The sequence below is a fragment of the Mycobacterium sp. NPDC004974 genome (assembly GCF_053600815.1).
Genome location: NZ_JBSGAQ010000008.1, coordinates 95,551 through 113,300 on the forward strand (window position 1 = coordinate 95,551; position 17,750 = coordinate 113,300).

A 17,750-nucleotide genomic window follows, 5' to 3' on the forward strand; every position below is an offset into this window, starting at 1 on the left:
TCGATTGCGCGCCGGCCGGCACCCGACTCTGGATGCCGGGCGCGGGTGTCACCAGCGGTAGTGCGCGAAAGCCCGGTTCGCTTCGGCCATCTTGTGAGTGTCCTCACGACGCTTCACAGCGGCACCCAGGCCGTTGCTGGCGTCCAGGATCTCGTTGGCGAGGCGCTCGATCATGGTCTTCTCGCGACGAGCCTTGGAGAAGCTGACCAGCCAGCGCAGGGCCAGGGTGGTGGAACGATCGGGGCGAACCTCGACCGGCACCTGGTAGGTGGCACCGCCGACGCGGCGGCTGCGGACCTCGAGAGCGGGCTTGACGTTGTCGAGCGCACGCTTGAGGGTGACGACCGGGTCAGTACCGGTCTTGTCGCGAGCCTGCTCCAGCGCACCGTAGACAATGCGCTCGGCCAGTGACTTCTTGCCGTCCAGCAGAACCTTGTTGACCAGCTGGGTGACCAGCTGCGACCCGTAAACCGGATCGTTGACCAACGGACGCTTCGGCGCGGGACCCTTGCGCGGCATCAGCTCTTCTCCTTCTTGGCGCCGTAGCGGCTACGGGCCTGCTTGCGGTTCTTGACACCCTGGGTGTCGAGCGATCCGCGGATGATCTTGTAACGGACACCGGGGAGGTCCTTCACACGACCACCGCGCACCAGCACCATCGAGTGCTCCTGCAGGTTGTGGCCCTCACCGGGGATGTAAGCGGTGACCTCAACGCCGCTGGTCAGCTTCACGCGCGCGACCTTGCGAAGCGCCGAGTTCGGCTTCTTCGGGGTGGTGGTGTAGACGCGGGTGCACACGCCACGGCGCTGCGGGCTGCCCTTGAGGGCCGCGGTCTTGACCTTCGCGACCTTGTCGCGGCGACCCTTGCGGACCAGCTGGTTGATGGTTGGCATGTACCGGCTTTCTCTGTGTTGCTCTGCTCTTTTTTGCTGTTCTAAGTCTCTGTACTGCTGTTATCCCCCGACCGCGTACCCCGCGTCCGGGCGTGTCGCACGTGCTTACACCGGTGGAATTCCGATGCGTGATAGACATGCAAATTGGCCCGGCGTGCGGGCACGCTTGCGAATCACTCAGCAGCGTGCGCCTTCCGGCCAGGCACGATCTACCACAATACCAGGGCTGGCCGCGCCGAACCAAACCCGCTTACGACGACCTATTCCCAGGTCAGACGCTACGACTCCAGTTGCCCCATACCTGCGGCCAGTCGTCGCAGCATATCGGTGAACACCGCATCGGTGTCGATGTCATCCATCACACCCGTCATTTCCAGCAGGACGAAGCCGTGCAGGGCAGACCAAAACTGCAGTGCGGCATAGAAGGCATTCTCGCCCTCCAACCCATAGGAGGTCAGCACTTCGATGACCGGGCCGGCCGCGGCCCTGGTGGCCGCCGAGTACTCGGGATCGTCTCCGCCGAAAGGCATTCGGGTGAACGCCGAGTAGCGACCGGGATGGTGGTGGGCGTAGCTGCGGTAGGCGCTGGCCATCACTGCCACCGCATCGTCACGGGTACGGCCGGACCCGACGGTGTTGAGCATCTCGATGATGTCGTCGATCACGCGCATCCGGACCGTGCGACGCAGGTCGTCAAGGCTCTGCACGTGGTTGTAGAGCGACGGGCCCTTGGTGCCGAGCTGGCCGGCCAGCGCGTTGATGGTCAGGGCATCCCAGCCCTCGCGGTCCAGGAACGTCAGCGCGGCGTTGACGATGGCATCGCGGCTGAGCTTGGTGGTCCGCGCCGGCCGCGACTGGGAACGTCGGGCACTGGCCACCTGTGGCTCCGGCCGAGCTGACATGTACGCACTGCCTTCGAATCGAAGTGATTGACGCCCCCGTTGGGGTCGCCGTGAAACTGTAGCCCCTCTGACAGCGCAGATCAGTTCATCCGGCCCTGACTGAGCCGGGCGAGTTTCTCGGTGACCTGACACAGATCAGGCAGCGTGGCCGGGTTCATCGTCTGAATCGACCACGTGATCACATCCTGCCCCTTGGCGACATAGATACTGCAGACATTCGCATCCGCCGCGCGGAAGCCTTGGTTGCCGTCGATGGACAGTTCGGTGAGGGTGCGGCCGGCCCGGGTCTCCAGCGTCCTCTCGGTGTCCATGTCACTCCCCCGGTACCACCAGGTGGAGATGCCCATCCCGGCGCCGAAAGTGCCCAGGACCGAGTTCTCCTGCCAGAAACACCCGGTATCGCTGACCACAGCCTTGGTGAACATCGAGGAGCCGACGGCATCGGCGATGTCAGCGTCGGTGACGCCGTTGCAGTCCGCGCCGTGAAATCCGTCGCCGGCGGGAGCCGACTCCAGAGCCGGCGGTACGTCCGTCGACCCGCACGCGGTCAGCAGCGCCGCTGCGGCTGCGACGCCGACCAGACACCTCATTGCGAGGTAGCGATGCGCCACGGGTCAGAGTTCCGATTGAAGCGTGGCCGACAGCAGCTTCTTGGCGTCCTGGCACGGATCGCCCTTGGCGGCGTTTCCGGCTGCGCCCGCACTGCGGAACTGCACCCACCAACTGATCACGCCCGACCCGGCGGCCGCGGTCGCCGAGCACGCCGCGCCCGTCACATCGCGGCGCGCCACGAACGCCTGATGCCGCTCGACCACGACGTCGGTGATCTCCGCGTCCCGGCTGCGGGCCACTGCCCGCTCGCGCTTCAGCGAGCCCTTCTCGAACCAGGAGAAGATCACGTCGAGCATCGCGGGCGAGCCCGCATCCAGCCCGGGAGCGGGCTGGGCCTTACGTGACAAGACGTACTGACAGACCGCACCGCTGTACGGGCGCACGACGTTGTCGGCGGCCAGGATCTCCTGGATCGTGCTGTCGACGAGCAGCCCGCACCGGTCGTCGACGTATCCGAAACTGCGGTCGGGGTCAGCGGTATCGGCCGATGCGCGCCGGGCAGCCCCGTCGATGGTGTGCGAACACCCCGCGACGGTCACCACGGCTGTGACCGCCACGGCAGCAGCCTGAACAACACACCGACGCATTGCTGAACACGGTACCCAGCACCGACACCGCACGCGACCTGTCGGCGAACGCCCGTCAAACTGGTCAACACTTACCGCCACGGGGAGAGCGCCACGTACTCTTCTCGCAGCAGATCGGAAGGGGAACTCACCGTGAATTGGACAGCTGTGGGCCGGAGGATGCTTGTTGGGCTGGCAGCCGGCACGCTCGCGTTGCCGCTGGCGCTCACCGTCGGCACGCCCGGCGCGGTAGCCAAGAACGGTGACACCACGATCACCGGCCAGAGCGTCGAACAAACCATTGATTGCAACAACGGCACGCTGTTCGTCAATGGAACCGATATCCGGATCACCGCGGTGGGCACCTGTTGGGCGATCGCCGTGCAGGGCGGGTCCAACGTGATCGTCGCGGACAACGTCATCAACGACGTCACTGTGTACGGCTTCAACCAAACCGTTTTCTTCAAAAATGGCGATCCGATACTCGTCGACCGCGGCCGAGAGTTGGGGATGACCAACCAGATCGGTCGCGTCCCCGCCTGATCAAGCCCGACGCAGAAAGCAGAGACACACCGTGCTCACCCGTTTTACCCACACCCGACTGATCCTCGGTATCACTGCCGCCGCCGCTGCACTGACATTGGCGGCCTGCGGATCCGAAAGCTCGGACACCAACACGCCCAGCGCCACCGCGGGACCGTCCGGCGTCAACGTCGAGGTCGGTAACACCATCAACTACATGTCGGTCGGCACCACGACCGACATCGACTGCGCCGACGGCAAATCCCTCACAGTGGGCGGCACCAACAACACCCTGACGGTGAAGGGCACCTGCGCCAATGTGAACATCGGCGGATCCGACAACAAGATCACGTTCGAGCGGATCGACAAGGGCCTGACGATCATCGGGCTGAACAACACCGTCAGCTACTCCGCCGGTGACCCGAAGGTCACCAACACCGGCAGCAACAACAAGGTCAGCAAGGGCTGATCGGTCCTCCGTAGCGGATTTCGCCGGCCAATGGCGGCGGCGAGCCGCCGGAGGTGTTCTGCGTCCAGTTTTGCGTGCGGCTTCGCGTCGAGGCCAATCACACTGCGGCCGAAGATGTTTGCACTCCTCGGCCCGCACGCTTCCGGGGTTTCTCGGCTGGGGAGCGACTGACCCCGGACAGTGCGATCTTCCGACAAGTGCCGACCGACACCGTACCGGTCGACGCCTGCGTAACCGCGCCTTTTGAATACTTATCCCCATCGTTGGATAGGCACCCTGCGGACCATCACGCCGAACAGGAATGATTCTCCGCACTGCAGCAGCAGATTTCACCACTCAACGCCCAGTCGCTAAATAAATTCATTTAGTGCGCAAGGACCGGTCCGAGGCTGTTAGAGTCCCGCACCGTGGAGCAGACGCGGACGAACCGTCTCGGAAGCCGCTTGCCCGGCCTGGACGAAGTCGAGTACGACTGCTGGCAGTCCTTTCTCGCATCGTCGACCCAAGTCGGCGAGATCCTCTACCAGCGACTGCTGGACGAGCACGACCTCACCCTGGTCGACTTTCTTCTGCTCGACGCACTCGCCAAATCGGACGGCGGCTCGGCCCGGATGAGCGATCTCGCCAACCGCCTGACGTTGACGCCCAGCCGCGTGACCGCGCGGATCCAGCGCCTGCAATCACGGAAACTTGTGAGCCGCATCAGCAACAAGGACGACCGAAGGTCAGTACTGGCCATCATCACTCGCGACGGCCGGGCCTGCATGCAACGTGCGACGTGCACCTACGCACGAACCGTTCGTGAGCTGTACCTGGATCGGCTTTCGCGTCGCCGCATGACCGCACTTGGTGACAGCTGCCGCCGGATCAACTCAGACTTGCCGCCGGTCCGCCGGTGGTTCGACAGCGTGTAACCCGCCGGGAGTGGTCACCGAAATTTGCTGACCGTCCGCTCGACGGTCCTGAACATTTCCGTGAATGGCCCTGACGCAAGCCAGGCCGTGACTATCGACGATCAAGGGCCGGCCACAACTCCGTAGGCCCGACCGAACCGCTGCCACTGCATCGAGCGACGGCCATCTCGGCGTTGCCACCATTAGCCGGTCGGAACGCAAAACCGATGCGCGGCTATTTTCGATTGCCCCCTCACAGCTAATCGTCATTGACAAGGTATCAGCATCTCGGAATCGTTCATTTCTGCTTGCAGCTATGCACTGATGTGGTACAACATGTTGCAGTTGTCCATAAAGTACTTTTCCAGTGAAGTAAAAATCTCTGAATATTTCTTTGCTGGAAACTGGGACGCAGCCGCTGATTGGGGCTTTCATCAAGACCTCCCGTTGCCGATTCCCGCGCAATACAAGAAACATTTCGCCGATCCGCCAGACACCCGATTTCTTCGGATACCTTCTGACGCTGTCAAGATCACGCACAGAAGAGAGCTCTCCATGCACTTAGCTATCCGATCGACACTCACCGCCGGTATAGCGCTGGCCGGCGCAGGCGCCATCGCGGTGAGTCCGATCAGCCCGGTGGCGGCACCAGTGGCCGACGCTCCGGTCGCAATACCCCATTCCTCCTGGGCCCCAGTCGAACTCACCGCTCTCGCCGACGGGCTTCTTCAGGATCCATCCCTTACCGATCCACTCACCGAATGGCTGGGGGTTTTCGGGACGACGTTCGACAACGCCGCCAAAATCGGCGGCCAGATGGCCGCCGACCCGTTTCCGATCCTGCAGCAGGTCATCGCCAACCAGATGGCCAACGGACAACTTCTCGCGAGCTCGCTCGACGCTGCCGCCATGAGCTACATCAGCTTCTTCACCTCGGATGAGGACTACAAGCTGAAGTTCCTTGCCCGGATGGCTCTCGACTACCTCGAGTCGGGCGATGTGGCCGGGGTGGCGAGTGTCGTCACCAGTGTTGTGTTCCGCCTCTTTGCCTTTGCGAACCCGCTGCTCAACATCATGCAGCTCCCGCTGAGAACGGGTCAGAACGTCATGAACGCGCTCTCCGCAGTGCCGGACTTGATGATGCCCCTGGGGTTGGGGGTGCTGAATCCGGTGGAGGGTGCGATCAACGCATTCGGTGACAGCGCCCAGCACGTTCTCAACGCCGTCAACGCCGGCGATCCGGCCGCGGCATTCAGTTCGCTCATCAACACTCCCGCGGTACTCACCGACGCGATCCTGAATGGGTACCTCAGCGATATGGGGGCCGGGACCTCCGGCCTGTTCACCAACGGAGAGTTCGTGTTGAACAGGGGCCTGCTCCAAACCCTGCTCGTGACCGTGCCCCAGACGATCGCCAAAGCCATTGGCTGGCAAGGGCCCGGCGCAATGCAAATGCAAGGCACCGCCATCGAGGACGTAGCGCCGGCACCAACCGATGTCGGCACCGACCTGCCCACGGCGTCACCGTTGGTTCAGCGCAAGGCACTCGGCACCGCGGCGGTGGTGAGCCATCCCGCCGCCGATGTCACCAGTACCGTCGACCGCATCTCGGAGACCACCTCCGCAGCGGTCGAGAAGCTCAAGACCGTCACCCTGTCGGTCGCACCGCAACGCAACGCAGTGGACGCTCAAACCGCCGGCACACCTGCCGAAAACGACGGTGCCGAGGTCGGGTCCGGTTCGGCAGAGGCACCCGCCTCCTCCGCAACGCCGGATGCCAAGACCGAGGCGAAGTCCGGTCGGGACGATCGTTTGGCAACGAGAGCTGCCAAACGGGCCGCCAAGCAGGAAGCCAAAGCTGCGGGGGCTGAGGCCAAGGTGCAACACCGCGCGGCCAAGCGGGAAAGCAACGAGAGCAAGCAAGAAGCCAAAGCAGGCACCAGCGGTGCCAAACACCGTGCGGGTGGTGATCACTCCGACTGACGCCGACTGACGGCATGACGTATGCAAGGTGCTCGGGCGGGTTATCCCACCGAGCGCCTTGTATTCGTCAGGCTCGTTCAGGCACTCGCGCCGTGTCTGCCCGCACCTCCGGCGAACCGGCCGGCGCCATGGGCGGCCTCCTCGGCAACACGGGGGATGCTGGCGAATTCGAATTCCATTGCGGCCTGTTCGGATTCGCCCCACTGATGAAGTGCCGAAAGGCGGTCCGCCCGCATGCATTGCTGCGGCAGCCGCGACAGCTCTGCGGCCAGTTCCTCGGCCGCCGCACGGGCGTGACCTTTAGGCACCACCCGGTTGGCCAGACCGATCGCGTGGGCTTCGGCCGCATCGACGGCGCGCCCGGTCAGGATCAGGTCCATCGCGCGGCTCTCCCCGATCAGCCGGGGCAGCCGCACGGTGCCACCGTCGATCAGCGGCACTCCCCAGCGACGGCAGAACACCCCCAGCACGGCGTCCTCCTCGACCACGCGCAGGTCACACCACAAGGCCAGTTCCAGTCCGCCGGCCACCGCATGGCCGCCGATCGCGGCGATCACCGGCTTGGACAACACCATTCGGCTCGGCCCCATGGGACCGGGCCCCGCGGGGTCGAGCCGGTTCATCTCCGGCGTGCCGAAGGCTTTCAGATCGGCGCCGGCGCAGAAGGTGCCGTTGGCACCGGTCAGCACCGCGACCGCGGCCTCCTCATCGGCGTCGAACTGCTCGAAGGCCGCGAACAAGGCCGCGGCGGCGGGGCCGTCGACCGCGTTGCGGGCGTGCGGTCGGTCGATGATGACGGTGGTCACCGGTCCGTTGCGCTCAACCCGGACAGCTTCGGTCACGTTGCCTCCATCAGTTCGGTACGGTCGCGCCGCACGACGAGTTCGGCGGCAAAGTCGCTGTACGCCTTACGCAGTTCAGCACCCGGCCACTCGCCCGACAGTAACCCGTCCGGCAGCACCGGGTCCGCCAGCAGGTGACGCACGATGCCCGCGGCCGCGACGAACCGGCCCGGAACGTCGGTCGCGGCGGCCATCTCCTCCAGTAGCTGCTCGCCCGTGCGCCGCCAGCCGGGCAGATCCCACAGCGTGGCGGCCAGGCCGGCCGGATCCTCGTCCCGGGCATGCAGCAGCCGCACCCGGCCGGTGATCTCCTGGGGCAACACCTGGTCCAAATTGTCCGGGCGCATCCACACACCCTCGCGCAGTTCGCCGAACCGATACTGCTGCAGGGCATTCCGCAGCGCAGCGCGGGTGCGGGCGTCGGTGCCAACACTGGTGATGACCAGTGTCTGCCACTGTCCGTCGTAGTCCCGCAGTTTCGGGTCGATCGCGTCGTCCTGGCGCCGTTGGCGGTTCAGCAGGCGGTCCGACAGCCGGTAGCCGTCCTCCGAACGGATCAGGTCACCGGCGCCGACCATGCGGGTCAACGCCACCCGCAGGGTAGGTTCCTTGATGTCGAAATCGGCTGTCAGCCTGATCAGTTCGGCGGCACTCGCCCAGGCCGGGTGGGCACCGAGCAGCACGCTCAGCACCACCGACCGGGCCGTCATCCGTGTGAGCGCGGGCATGTCAGACCTCGGAAGACCTGCGCCCGTAATCACCCATCGGCTCGTCGCGATGGCGCACCGCTTCGCGGAAGCCGTGTTCAACTGCGTCGGCCACGAAGGCGTGCCCTTCGGGAGTGTGCCGGGCGATGCCGTCGAACACCGTGCTCACCATCCGGCTGGTCGCCACCCCCTGCTGCAGCAGCGCGGAGTTGCAGGCCAGCTTGGCCATGATGAGCTGGTTGACGGGCATGGCGGCGATGCGTGCGACGAGGCGCTCGGTGCGCTCATCGAGGTCTTCCGGTTCGGGCGCCTCGACGGCCAGGCCCCATTCGGCGGCCTGCGCGCCGGTGATGCAATCCCCGGTGAACAGAAGGCGTTTGGCGCGTTGATCCCCCAACCGGTGCGCCCACAGGCCGGCGGCCGGAACGCCCCACACCCGCATGGGCGGGTAGCCGATCTTCGCGTCAGAGGCGGCGATCACCTGGTCGGCGTGCAGCGCGATGTCAGTGCCACCGGCCACGCAGTAGCCGTGAATCTTGACCACGGTCGGCTTGTCGGCGTGCATCAGGCTGGAGAAGCCGCGGACGAACCGGCTCATCATCTGGTAGTCCACCATCGGATCCCATGGTTGATCCGGAAGGTGGTTGATCGCCTGGGTTTTCCCGGACAGCACGGTCCCGTCGTATCGGCCTCCCCCGGCTTCACCGGTCCCGTCCGCGTACGCGGACAGATCGAATCCCGCACAGAAGCCCTCACCGCGCCCGGACACCAGGATCACGTGCACGTTCGGGTCCAGGTCCGCGCGCTCGACCAGTGCCTGCAGTTCCAGCGGGGTGTCGGCGACGATCGAGTTGCCCTTTTCGGGGCGGTTGAAGGTGATTCGCGCTATCCGATCGGTGACCTCGTAGGTCATCGTCTTCAGCGTGTCGACCGTCATCCCTTGACCAGGGCACGCTCGAGGATCGGCGCCAGGTCGAGCCCGGTCGGCAGGGTGCCGAAGGCCTGTCCCCACTGCCCGCCGAGCCTGCTGGCCAGGAAGGCCTCGGCCACGGCCGGGTGTCCGTGACGCACCAGCAGCGCGCCCTGCAGCGCCAGCGAGATGTCCTCGGCGACCTTGCGGCCCCGGTAGGTGATGGTCTCCAGATCCTGCAGATCGTTCTGCAGGGTGGTGACGTGGCGGTCCAGCCGCGGGTCCTGCCCGGCGGTCCTGGAGAGTTCGTCGAAGAGCACCTCGATGCTCTCCGGCCGGGTTGCCATGGCGCGCAAGGTGTCCAGCGCGCTGACGTTGCCCGAGCCTTCCCAGATACCCATCAGCGGGGCCTCCCGGTACAGCCGGGGCATGCCCGAGTCCTCGACGTAACCGTTGCCGCCCAGGCATTCCATCGCCTCGGCGGCATGCGGGGTGGCCCGCTTGCAGACCCAGTACTTGCCGGCGGCCAGGCCGATACGGCGCAGCAGCGCCTCGCGCTCGTCACCGCGGACCGCCTTGTCGGTGGCACCGGCCATCCGCATCGCCAGCATGGTCGCCGCCTCGGCCTCCACAGCCAGGTCGGCGAGCACGTTGCGCATCAACGGCTGGTCGATCAGATAGGCGCCGAACGCCTTTCGATGCTGGGCGTGGTGCACGGCACGGCTCAGGCCGTTGCGCATGCTCGTGGCGCTGCCCAGCGTGCAGTCGAGTCGGGTGAGGTTGACCATCTCGATGATGGTCGGCACGCCACGGCCCTCCTCGCCCACCAGCCAGGCGGTGGCACCGTCGTATTCGACCTCGCTCGAGGCATTGGCGTGGTTGCCGAGCTTGTCCTTGAGCCGCTGCAGGAACATCCGGTTGCGGCTGCCGTCGGGCAGGACGCGCGGCAGGAAGAAACAGCTCAAGCCTCCCGGAGCCTGGGCGAGAACCAGGAAGATGTCGCACATCGGGGCCGAGGTGAACCACTTGTGCCCGCGCAACGAGTAGGTGCCGTCACCGTTGGGCGTCGCCTCGGTGGTGCCGGCGCGAACGTCGGAGCCGCCCTGCTTCTCGGTCATCGACATGCCCGCCGTGATACCGGCCTTCGTCGTCGCGAGCTTCAGTTCGGGGTCGTACACCCGGCTGGTCAGCAGCGGCTCGTAGATGGCGGCCAGTTCCGGGTTGAACCGGAGTGCGGGCACCACGGCGTAGGTCATCGAGATCGGGCAGACGTGCCCGGGTTCGACGGTCCACACCGAGGTCTTGGCCGCGCGCACGACGTGGGAGCCCTCACGGTCATCGGCCCACGGGGCACCGTGCAGGCCGTGGGTGACGGCCACATTCATCAGCTCGTGATAGGCCGGGTCGTATTCGACCTCGTCGATCCGGTGGCCGTAACGATCGTGGGTGTGCAGCACGGGCCGGTTCCGGTCGGCGAGTTCGCCCCAGCGCTGGGCCTGGGCGCTGCCGTTGATCGCGCCGAGTTCGTGCACCTCGTCGACGCCCCACTGCCCGCCTTCGCGGATGAGGGCCTCGGCGAGCACCGGCGAGGTGGCGGGGTTGTAGTCCTCCAGCGTGGGGACCTGATTGGTGACGACGTGTGTGCCCGCGGACGTGAGGAGCGATGGATCAACAGCCATGCGTCCAGTGTTACAAATCTCCGACAACTGCACAATACTTGTAATGAGACGGCTCGGCGGCCCATCGCGTCACGCCAGTCGCCCCTGCTCCGGGAGTCAGGCCGGGTCGAGTTCTCCGACCGCGGTCGGTACGTCTTCGCTGTCCCGGGGCTGTTCGTCGCCCTCAGCCTCGCGCGCCCTCCGCGCTTCGTACCGATTGAGGGCGAACAACACCACCGCCGCCAAAATCCAGCCGAGCAGGATGTCGACCACATAGTGCTCGGCGGTGTACACCAGCGTGAAGGCCATGATGAGCGGATAGGCCACCAACAGCGGCCGCCATCCGCGATTCACCCGGTTCCAGAGGAAGACCGCGACCGCAGCGGTCAGGCCGGCATGCAGGGACGGGATGGCCGCGACGAGGTTCACGCTGGCCTGCCCCTGATCGATCAATGCCGTCGCGGTGTGCAGGTTGAGCTTGCCCCAGCCGCGGGTGACGATCCGTTCGATCCAGTCGTGCGCGCCGTCCCGACTGCCCTGCATCGTGCCGAGGAGTCCTCCGTCGACGGATTCACGCGCCGATCGGAACATGCACCCGGGCCCGGACGGGCCGCCGTCGACGTCATCGGCACTGCACCGTGCCGCGGCCCACGGTGGGGCGGCGGGCAGCAGCGCGTAGATGATCAGCGCCGCGAACGACAGTCCGACGAACAGGCGAACGAACCGTTTCCACTCCTCACGGTCACGCAGCCACAGCACGCCTGCGACGACGTAGGGAAGGATGAAGAACGACATGTACACGGTGCTGATCACCACTTCCCACCACGGCGGGTGAAGCAGTTTCAACCGTTCCTGCAACCACACCGTGGGCACCGTGCCGAAGAACATCCAGCGATCCGCGTCGACCTGCCAGTGCCACAACGTAGGACGGCCGACCAGGGTGGCCGCTCCGCGGCTCAGGTCGTAGGCAGCCAGCACCGCGGCGAACGGCAGCCAGTCGCGGATCACATAGAGCATCCGCCTGCCCTGGCCGATGCTCGCCGCCAGCAGCCCGGTGGCGATGTAGAGCAGCAAAAGTTCGCGGTTGAACGCGAAACCGTCGGTGACGGTGCGGTAGACCACGACCGACGCCCACACCAGGATCGCGACGTATCGCAGAATGCGCAGTCGATCGGCGCGGGTGTCGGCGCCCCATTGCGCTGACGCTTCTTCGGTTACCGAGTCATCAACCGCGGTCACAGAGGTGACGTTAGTTCACCTTTACGTCACGATGCCGTTGAAAACGGTTCAGGTCGCGAACGTGTCAGTCGGCGTGCTCGCGCAGGAACGCGATGTCGTCCTTGCGTCCGGCTTCCGAGGTCTCACAGATAACGGGCGCATCCGCTGCCTTCACCACCGCCGCCAGCAACTGCGGATCGATCTGCCCGGCACCGAAATTCGCATGACGGTCGGCACCCGAACCGGCCGCATCGCGTGAATCATTGCAGTGCACCAGATCGATGCGCCCGGTGATGGCCTTGATCCGGTCCACCGAATCGATCAGCGCCTCCCCCGCCGCCCACGCGTGGCACGTGTCGAGACAGAAGCCAATGCCCTTGTCCCCGATGCGATCCCACAGCCGGGAGATAGTGTCGAAATGCCGTGCCATGGCGTGATCGCCGCCCGCAGTGTTCTCCAGATACACCGGCATCTCGGTATTCAGCGCATCCAGGGCCTTGACCCACCGCTCGAACCCGGCCTCCATGTCGTTGTCGTCGGCATGGCCGCCGTGCACGATCACCGCGGTCGCGCCGATCTCGGCCGCGGCGTCGCACGTGTCCTGCAGGATCTTGCGGGACGGAATCCGCACCCGGTTGTTGGCCGAAGCCACGTTGATCAGGTACGGCGCGTGTACGTACAGCGGCACCGTCGACGCCTTGAGTGCCTCGGCGTCTTCACGGGGCTTGGGCTTCTTCCAACTCTGCGGGTTGCCGAGGAAGAACTGCACCACGTCGGCGCCATCTGCGGCGGCCGCGGCCAATGGGTCGGTGTTGTCTACATGCGAACCGATGAGCACACCGCCAAGTCTAGGTGGCTGCCCCGACACCCAAACTGCCGCGCGGCGACGAGGATTCGATGACTTAGTGTGGCAAACATGCACAAACGCGCGTGGCTCATCGCGGTGGCGGTGGCTGTCCTGACGGTCGCTGCCGTGGCCGCGACGGTGGGATACCGCGGCTACCGCGAGCACGTCGCCCAACCGGAGTTCCCGCAGGTCGACACGTCGTCGCTGAGCCCCGGCCGAGCCGCCGTCATGCGCATCGTCGCGCAGGAGTACGCGACGCAACCAGGCATGTTCAAGTACTCCGAAGGCAACGACGAGCCATGGTGCGCGGACTTCACCAGCTGGGTGATGCGCGAGTCGGGCGAACCGTTCGCCAACCCCAACTCCGGGCATTGGCGCATCCCGGGCGTCCTGACGCTCACCGACTATCTGCACAACGAGGGCCGCTGGGAGCCGACGGATTACCTGCCCCAGCCGGGCGACATGGTGATCTACGACGAGCCCAGCCCCAAACACCAGCACGTCAACATCGTCGTGGCCGACGACAACGGCACCCTGACCACCATCGGCGGCGGAGAGGGCCGCGACGGTGGGCTGGGGCTGTCGACCTACAAGATCATCGATGACCCGGGGATCCAGGGGTTCGGCCGCTACGAGTGACGCCGCCGAGTGGCCACCTGTTGCACATGAATTTCCGATAGGCGTGCAACAAGTGGCCACTCCCGCCAAAGGAAAAGCCCCCCGCGCTGACGCACGGGGGGCTTTTCCTTGACTAGCTAGCGGTAGTCGCTGTAACCGTAATCGTCCAGCGGCACCGCGGCACCGGTGGCCGCACCGAAGTCCGGGCTGTAGTACTGATCCTCGTAGGACGGGATCGTGTACGCCGCAGCGCGGGCCTCTTCGGTCGGCTGCACCTGGATGTCGCGGTAACGGGCGATGCCGGTACCGGCCGGGATCAGCTTGCCGATGATCACGTTCTCCTTCAGACCCAGCAGCTTGTCGCTGCGGCAGTTGATCGCCGCATCGGTAAGCACACGCGTGGTCTCCTGGAACGACGCCGCCGACAGCCACGAATCCGTGGCCAGCGATGCCTTGGTGATACCCATCAGCACCGGGCGGCCGGCCGCGGGCTCGCCACCCTCGGCAACAACCCGACGGTTGGCGGTCTCGAACTCGGCACGCTCGGTCAGCGAACCGGGCAGGAACTCCGTCGCACCCGAATCGATGATCGTGACGCGACGCAGCATCTGCCGGACGATGACCTCGATGTGCTTGTCGTGGATCGACACACCCTGGGCCCGGTAGACCTCCTGGACCTCCTTGACGAGGTGGATCTGCACCTCGCGGGGGCCCTGGACACGCAGCACCTCGTGCGGATCCGCGGAGCCTTCCATGAGCTGGTCGCCGACCTCGACGTGGTCACCGTCGGACAGCACGCCTTCGGAGCCGTCCTCGTGGGTGAGCACGCGCAGCCGCTGACGCTTGGAGAGCTTGTCGTAGACAACTTCCTCGCCACCATCGTCGGGGACGATGGTGATCTTGAAGAACTTGTCGCTCTCCTCCAGCCGGACCCGGCCCGCGACGTCGGCGATGGGCGCCTTGTTCCGCGGGATACGAGCCTCGAACAGCTCCTGCACGCGAGGCAGACCACCGACGATGTCGGCGCCACCGGTAACACCACCCTGGTGGAAGGTACGCATGGTCAGCTGGGTACCGGGCTCACCGATGGACTGGGCGGCGACGATGCCGACGGCCTCGCCGATGTCGACCAGCTTGCCGGTGGCCATCGAGCGGCCGTAGCACTTGGCACACACACCGGACGCCGAGGCGCAGGTCAGCACGGAGCGGACCTTCACCTGCGAGATGCCGGCAGCCAGCAGCGCGTCGATGGCCGGGTCACCCAGGTCGTGGCCGCGCTCGATGACGACGTTGCCGTCGGCGTCGACCGCATCGGTGGCCAGGGTCCGGGCGAACGCCGAGGTCTCGACGTGTGCATCGCGGATCAGCGAACCGTCCGCAGCGCGCTCGGCCAGCGTGACGATGATGCCGCGCTCGGTCTCGCAGTCGTTCTCGCGAACGATGACGTCCTGCGACACGTCCACCAGACGACGGGTCAGGTAACCCGAGTCGGCGGTACGAAGAGCGGTGTCGGCCAGACCCTTACGAGCACCGTGGGTGTTGATGAAGTACTCCAACACCGTCAGGCCCTCACGGAACGAGGACTTGATCGGGCGCGGGATGAACTCACCCTTCGGGTTGGTCACCAGGCCCTTCATGCCGGCCAGGGTGCGGGTCTGGGTGAGGTTACCCGTGGCGCCGGACTTCACGATCGTGATGATCGGGTTGTCGGCCGGGTAGAACTCCTCCATCGCCTTACCCACCTCTTCGGTGGCGTCCTGCCAGATCTTGACCAGCGACTCGTTGCGCTCGTTGTGGTTCAGCGCGCCGCGCTGGTACTTGCGCTCGATCGCCTCGGCCTCGGCCTCGTGCCGCTCCAGGATCTCCTGCTTCTGCGGCGGCACCAGAACGTCGGCCATCGAGACCGTGACACCCGAACGGGTGGCCCAGTGGAAGCCGGCGTCCTTGAGCTTGTCGACGGTCTGCGCCACCACGATCATCGGGAAACGCTCGGCCAGATCGTTGATGATCCGGGCCTGGACCTTCTTGTGCATCTGCTCGTTGACGAACGGATAGCCCTTGGGCAGCAGCTCGTTGAAGAGCACCCGGCCCAGCGTGGTGTCCGCGGTCCAGGCATCGCCCGGCTTCCAGCCGTTCTCGAACAGCTCGGCCTCGACGGCGGCCGGCGGACGCTGCTGCGTCAACCGCACCTTGATCTTGGCGCGCACCGACAGGGCACCGCGGTCCAGCGCCATGATGGCCTCGGCGGGCGAGCTGTACACGCCCTGCTCCGGCTGGTCCTTGGCGGCCGGCACGTACTCGCCGGGATCGCCCGCGACCTCGGTGGTCAGGAAGTACAGACCGGTCACCATGTCCAGACGCGGCATGGCCAGCGGCTTACCCGACGCCGGGGACAGGATGTTGTTCGAGGACAGCATCAGGATGCGAGCCTCGGCCTGGGCCTCTGCCGACAGCGGCAGGTGCACGGCCATCTGGTCACCGTCGAAGTCGGCGTTGAACGCCTCACACACCAGCGGGTGCAGCTGGATGGCCTTGCCTTCCACCAGCTGCGGCTCGAAGGCCTGGATACCCAGGCGGTGCAGCGTAGGTGCACGGTTCAGCAGCACCGGGTGCTCGGCGATGACCTCTTCGAGGACATCCCACACCTGGGGACGCTGACGCTCGACCATGCGCTTCGCGCTCTTGATGTTCTGCGCGTGGTTCAGGTCGACCAGACGCTTCATCACGAACGGCTTGAACAGCTCCAGGGCCATCAGCTTCGGCAGACCGCACTGGTGCAGCTTGAGCTGCGGGCCCACCACGATGACCGAACGGCCCGAGTAGTCGACACGCTTACCGAGCAGGTTCTGACGGAAGCGGCCCTGCTTGCCCTTGAGCAGATCGGACAGCGACTTGAGCGGACGGTTGCCCGGACCGGTGACCGGGCGGCCACGGCGGCCGTTGTCGAACAGCGCGTCCACCGACTCCTGAAGCATGCGCTTCTCGTTGTTGACGATGATCTCGGGCGCGCCGAGGTCGATCAGTCGCTTGAGCCGGTTGTTGCGGTTGATCACGCGGCGGTACAGGTCGTTCAGGTCGGAGGTGGCGAAACGGCCACCGTCGAGCTGAACCATCGGACGCAGCTCCGGCGGGATCACCGGCACAGCGTCGAGCACCATGCCCAGCGGGGAGTTACCCGACTGCTGGAAGGCCGCGACGACCTTCAGACGCTTGAGGGCGCGAAGTTTCTTCTGGCCCTTGCCGTTCTTGATGGTGTCGCGCAGCGACTCGGCCTCGGCCTCGATGTCGAAGGTCTCGATGAGCTTCTTGATCGACTCCGCGCCCATGGCGCCGGTGAAGTACTCGCCGTAGCGGTCCTGCAGCTCGCGGTACAGCACCTCATCGACGATGAGCTGCTTGGGGGCCAGCTTGGTGAAGGTGGTCCAGATCTCGTCGAGCCGGTCCAGCTCACGCTGGGCCCGGTCACGGAGCTGACGCATCTCACGTTCGCCGCCGTCGCGCACCTTGCGGCGCACGTCGGACTTGGCACCCTCGGCCTCCAGCTCGGCCAGGTCGGCCTCGAGCTTCTGGGCCCGGGCCTCCAGGTCGGCGTCGCGCTGATCCGCGACGGCCTTGCGCTCGACGGCCATCTCGGCCTCGAGCGTGGACAGCTCGTTGTGGCGCATCTCGTTGTCGACAGAGGTGATCACGTAGGCCGCGAAGTAGATGATCTTTTCCAGATCCTTCGGGGCCAGGTCGAGCAGGTAGCCCAACCGCGACGGAACACCCTTGAAGTACCAGATGTGCGTGACGGGTGCGGCCAGCTCGATGTGGCCCATCCGCTCACGGCGCACCTTGGCGCGAGTGACCTCGACGCCGCAGCGCTCACAGATGATGCCCTTGAACCGGACGCGCTTGTACTTGCCGCAGTAGCACTCCCAGTCGCGAGTCGGTCCGAAGATCTTCTCGCAGAACAGGCCGTCCTTCTCCGGCTTCAAGGTGCGGTAGTTGATGGTCTCCGGCTTCTTGACCTCGCCGAAGGACCAGTTACGGATGTCGTCCGCGGTGGCCAGGCCGATGCGGAGTTCATCGAAGAAGTTGACGTCTAACACGTAACTCCCTTTCCCCTTT

Annotated in this window: 17 protein-coding genes; 5 read left to right on the plus strand and 12 right to left on the minus strand. The window is 65.6% G+C overall.

The genetic code is table 11. The features are described 5' to 3' along the window. Positions 1 to 48: 48 nt before the first annotated feature. From rpsG to ACWEFV_RS19205, 5 genes are all read right to left on the minus strand, one after another. Positions 49 to 519, minus strand: coding sequence for a 30S ribosomal protein S7 (rpsG, locus tag ACWEFV_RS19185; protein ID WP_003881868.1), 471 nt, complete (start codon positions 517 to 519; stop codon positions 49 to 51). Then, entirely contained in the window at positions 519 to 893 is a 375-nt protein-coding gene (gene rpsL, locus ACWEFV_RS19190; RefSeq protein WP_003881867.1) for a 30S ribosomal protein S12, read from the minus strand. Before rpsL ends, rpsG begins: the two co-directional genes overlap by 1 nt. A gap of 278 nt (positions 894 to 1,171) precedes the next feature. Next, entirely contained in the window at positions 1,172 to 1,795 is a 624-nt protein-coding gene (locus tag ACWEFV_RS19195) for a TetR/AcrR family transcriptional regulator (RefSeq protein WP_135452836.1), read from the minus strand. Between the two features lie 80 nt (positions 1,796 to 1,875). Then, positions 1,876 to 2,385: a DUF3558 domain-containing protein gene (locus ACWEFV_RS19200; RefSeq protein WP_450071299.1), complete on the minus strand. Its 510-nt coding sequence runs from the start codon at positions 2,383 to 2,385 to the stop codon at positions 1,876 to 1,878. A gap of 24 nt (positions 2,386 to 2,409) precedes the next feature. After that, the gene (locus ACWEFV_RS19205) at positions 2,410 to 2,994 is read right to left on the minus strand and encodes a DUF3558 domain-containing protein (protein ID WP_450071300.1); all 585 of its coding nucleotides are present in this window, start codon (positions 2,992 to 2,994) and stop codon (positions 2,410 to 2,412) included. Positions 2,995 to 3,126: 132 nt separating this feature from the next. Between ACWEFV_RS19205 and ACWEFV_RS19210 the strand changes: the two genes are divergently transcribed. From ACWEFV_RS19210 to ACWEFV_RS19225, 4 genes are all read left to right on the plus strand, one after another. Next, positions 3,127 to 3,516, plus strand: a complete 390-nt coding sequence (locus tag ACWEFV_RS19210) for a DUF3060 domain-containing protein (protein WP_450071301.1) — start codon at positions 3,127 to 3,129, stop codon at positions 3,514 to 3,516. A 31-nt stretch (positions 3,517 to 3,547) separates the two neighbouring features. After that, a complete protein-coding gene (locus ACWEFV_RS19215) occupies positions 3,548 to 3,964 on the plus strand; it encodes a DUF3060 domain-containing protein (protein ID WP_450071302.1) in 417 nt (138 codons plus the stop codon). Between the two features lie 407 nt (positions 3,965 to 4,371). Next, entirely contained in the window at positions 4,372 to 4,878 is a 507-nt protein-coding gene (locus ACWEFV_RS19220; RefSeq protein ID WP_286174672.1) for a MarR family winged helix-turn-helix transcriptional regulator, read from the plus strand. A gap of 315 nt (positions 4,879 to 5,193) precedes the next feature. Beyond that, complete coding sequence (locus tag ACWEFV_RS19225; RefSeq protein WP_450071303.1) at positions 5,194 to 6,840, plus strand: hypothetical protein; 1,647 nt, start codon at positions 5,194 to 5,196, stop codon at positions 6,838 to 6,840. A gap of 77 nt (positions 6,841 to 6,917) precedes the next feature. Here the strand turns inward: ACWEFV_RS19225 and ACWEFV_RS19230 are convergent, their stop codons facing one another. The 6 genes from ACWEFV_RS19230 to ACWEFV_RS19255 form a co-directional block, all read right to left on the minus strand. Then, positions 6,918 to 7,682 (minus strand): crotonase/enoyl-CoA hydratase family protein, encoded by a 765-nt coding sequence (locus ACWEFV_RS19230; protein ID WP_450071304.1) that lies wholly within the window; start codon positions 7,680 to 7,682, stop codon positions 6,918 to 6,920. Beyond that, on the minus strand, positions 7,679 to 8,410 hold the full coding sequence (locus tag ACWEFV_RS19235; RefSeq protein ID WP_450071305.1) for a PaaX domain-containing protein, C- domain protein: 732 nt from the start codon (positions 8,408 to 8,410) through the stop codon (positions 7,679 to 7,681). Before ACWEFV_RS19235 ends, ACWEFV_RS19230 begins: the two co-directional genes overlap by 4 nt. Before the next feature lies 1 nt (position 8,411). Beyond that, entirely contained in the window at positions 8,412 to 9,326 is a 915-nt protein-coding gene (locus ACWEFV_RS19240) for a crotonase/enoyl-CoA hydratase family protein (protein WP_135452829.1), read from the minus strand. Beyond that, a complete protein-coding gene (locus ACWEFV_RS19245) occupies positions 9,323 to 10,978 on the minus strand; it encodes an acyl-CoA dehydrogenase family protein (protein ID WP_135452828.1) in 1,656 nt (551 codons plus the stop codon). Before ACWEFV_RS19245 ends, ACWEFV_RS19240 begins: the two co-directional genes overlap by 4 nt. Positions 10,979 to 11,074: 96 nt before the next feature. Then, positions 11,075 to 12,196, minus strand: a complete 1,122-nt coding sequence (locus tag ACWEFV_RS19250; RefSeq protein WP_450071306.1) for a phosphatase PAP2 family protein — start codon at positions 12,194 to 12,196, stop codon at positions 11,075 to 11,077. 64 nt (positions 12,197 to 12,260) lie between these two features. Further along, complete coding sequence (locus tag ACWEFV_RS19255; RefSeq protein WP_450071307.1) at positions 12,261 to 13,013, minus strand: deoxyribonuclease IV; 753 nt, start codon at positions 13,011 to 13,013, stop codon at positions 12,261 to 12,263. Positions 13,014 to 13,091: 78 nt separating this feature from the next. Between ACWEFV_RS19255 and ACWEFV_RS19260 the strand changes: the two genes are divergently transcribed. Then, positions 13,092 to 13,661 (plus strand): CHAP domain-containing protein, encoded by a 570-nt coding sequence (locus ACWEFV_RS19260; RefSeq protein ID WP_450071308.1) that lies wholly within the window; start codon positions 13,092 to 13,094, stop codon positions 13,659 to 13,661. Between the two features lie 116 nt (positions 13,662 to 13,777). Here ACWEFV_RS19260 and ACWEFV_RS19265 read toward each other — a convergent pair whose 3' ends face one another. After that, positions 13,778 to 17,731: a DNA-directed RNA polymerase subunit beta' gene (locus ACWEFV_RS19265; RefSeq protein ID WP_135452824.1), complete on the minus strand. Its 3,954-nt coding sequence runs from the start codon at positions 17,729 to 17,731 to the stop codon at positions 13,778 to 13,780. Positions 17,732 to 17,750 lie beyond the last annotated feature (19 nt).

Coding starts and splice junctions, on each gene's coding strand:
- ACWEFV_RS19200 (WP_450071299.1), bottom strand. CDS start 2,385: ATGAGGTGTCTGGTCGGCGTCGCAGCCGCAGCGGCGCTGCTGACCGCG.
- rpsG (WP_003881868.1), bottom strand. CDS start 519: ATGCCGCGCAAGGGTCCCGCGCCGAAGCGTCCGTTGGTCAACGATCCG.
- rpsL (WP_003881867.1), bottom strand. CDS start 893: ATGCCAACCATCAACCAGCTGGTCCGCAAGGGTCGCCGCGACAAGGTC.
- ACWEFV_RS19195 (WP_135452836.1), bottom strand. CDS start 1,795: ATGTCAGCTCGGCCGGAGCCACAGGTGGCCAGTGCCCGACGTTCCCAG.
- ACWEFV_RS19235 (WP_450071305.1), bottom strand. CDS start 8,410: ATGCCCGCGCTCACACGGATGACGGCCCGGTCGGTGGTGCTGAGCGTG.
- ACWEFV_RS19205 (WP_450071300.1), bottom strand. CDS start 2,994: ATGCGTCGGTGTGTTGTTCAGGCTGCTGCCGTGGCGGTCACAGCCGTG.
- ACWEFV_RS19260 (WP_450071308.1), top strand. CDS start 13,092: ATGCACAAACGCGCGTGGCTCATCGCGGTGGCGGTGGCTGTCCTGACG.
- ACWEFV_RS19240 (WP_135452829.1), bottom strand. CDS start 9,326: ATGACGGTCGACACGCTGAAGACGATGACCTACGAGGTCACCGATCGG.
- ACWEFV_RS19225 (WP_450071303.1), top strand. CDS start 5,194: ATGTTGCAGTTGTCCATAAAGTACTTTTCCAGTGAAGTAAAAATCTCT.
- ACWEFV_RS19245 (WP_135452828.1), bottom strand. CDS start 10,978: ATGGCTGTTGATCCATCGCTCCTCACGTCCGCGGGCACACACGTCGTC.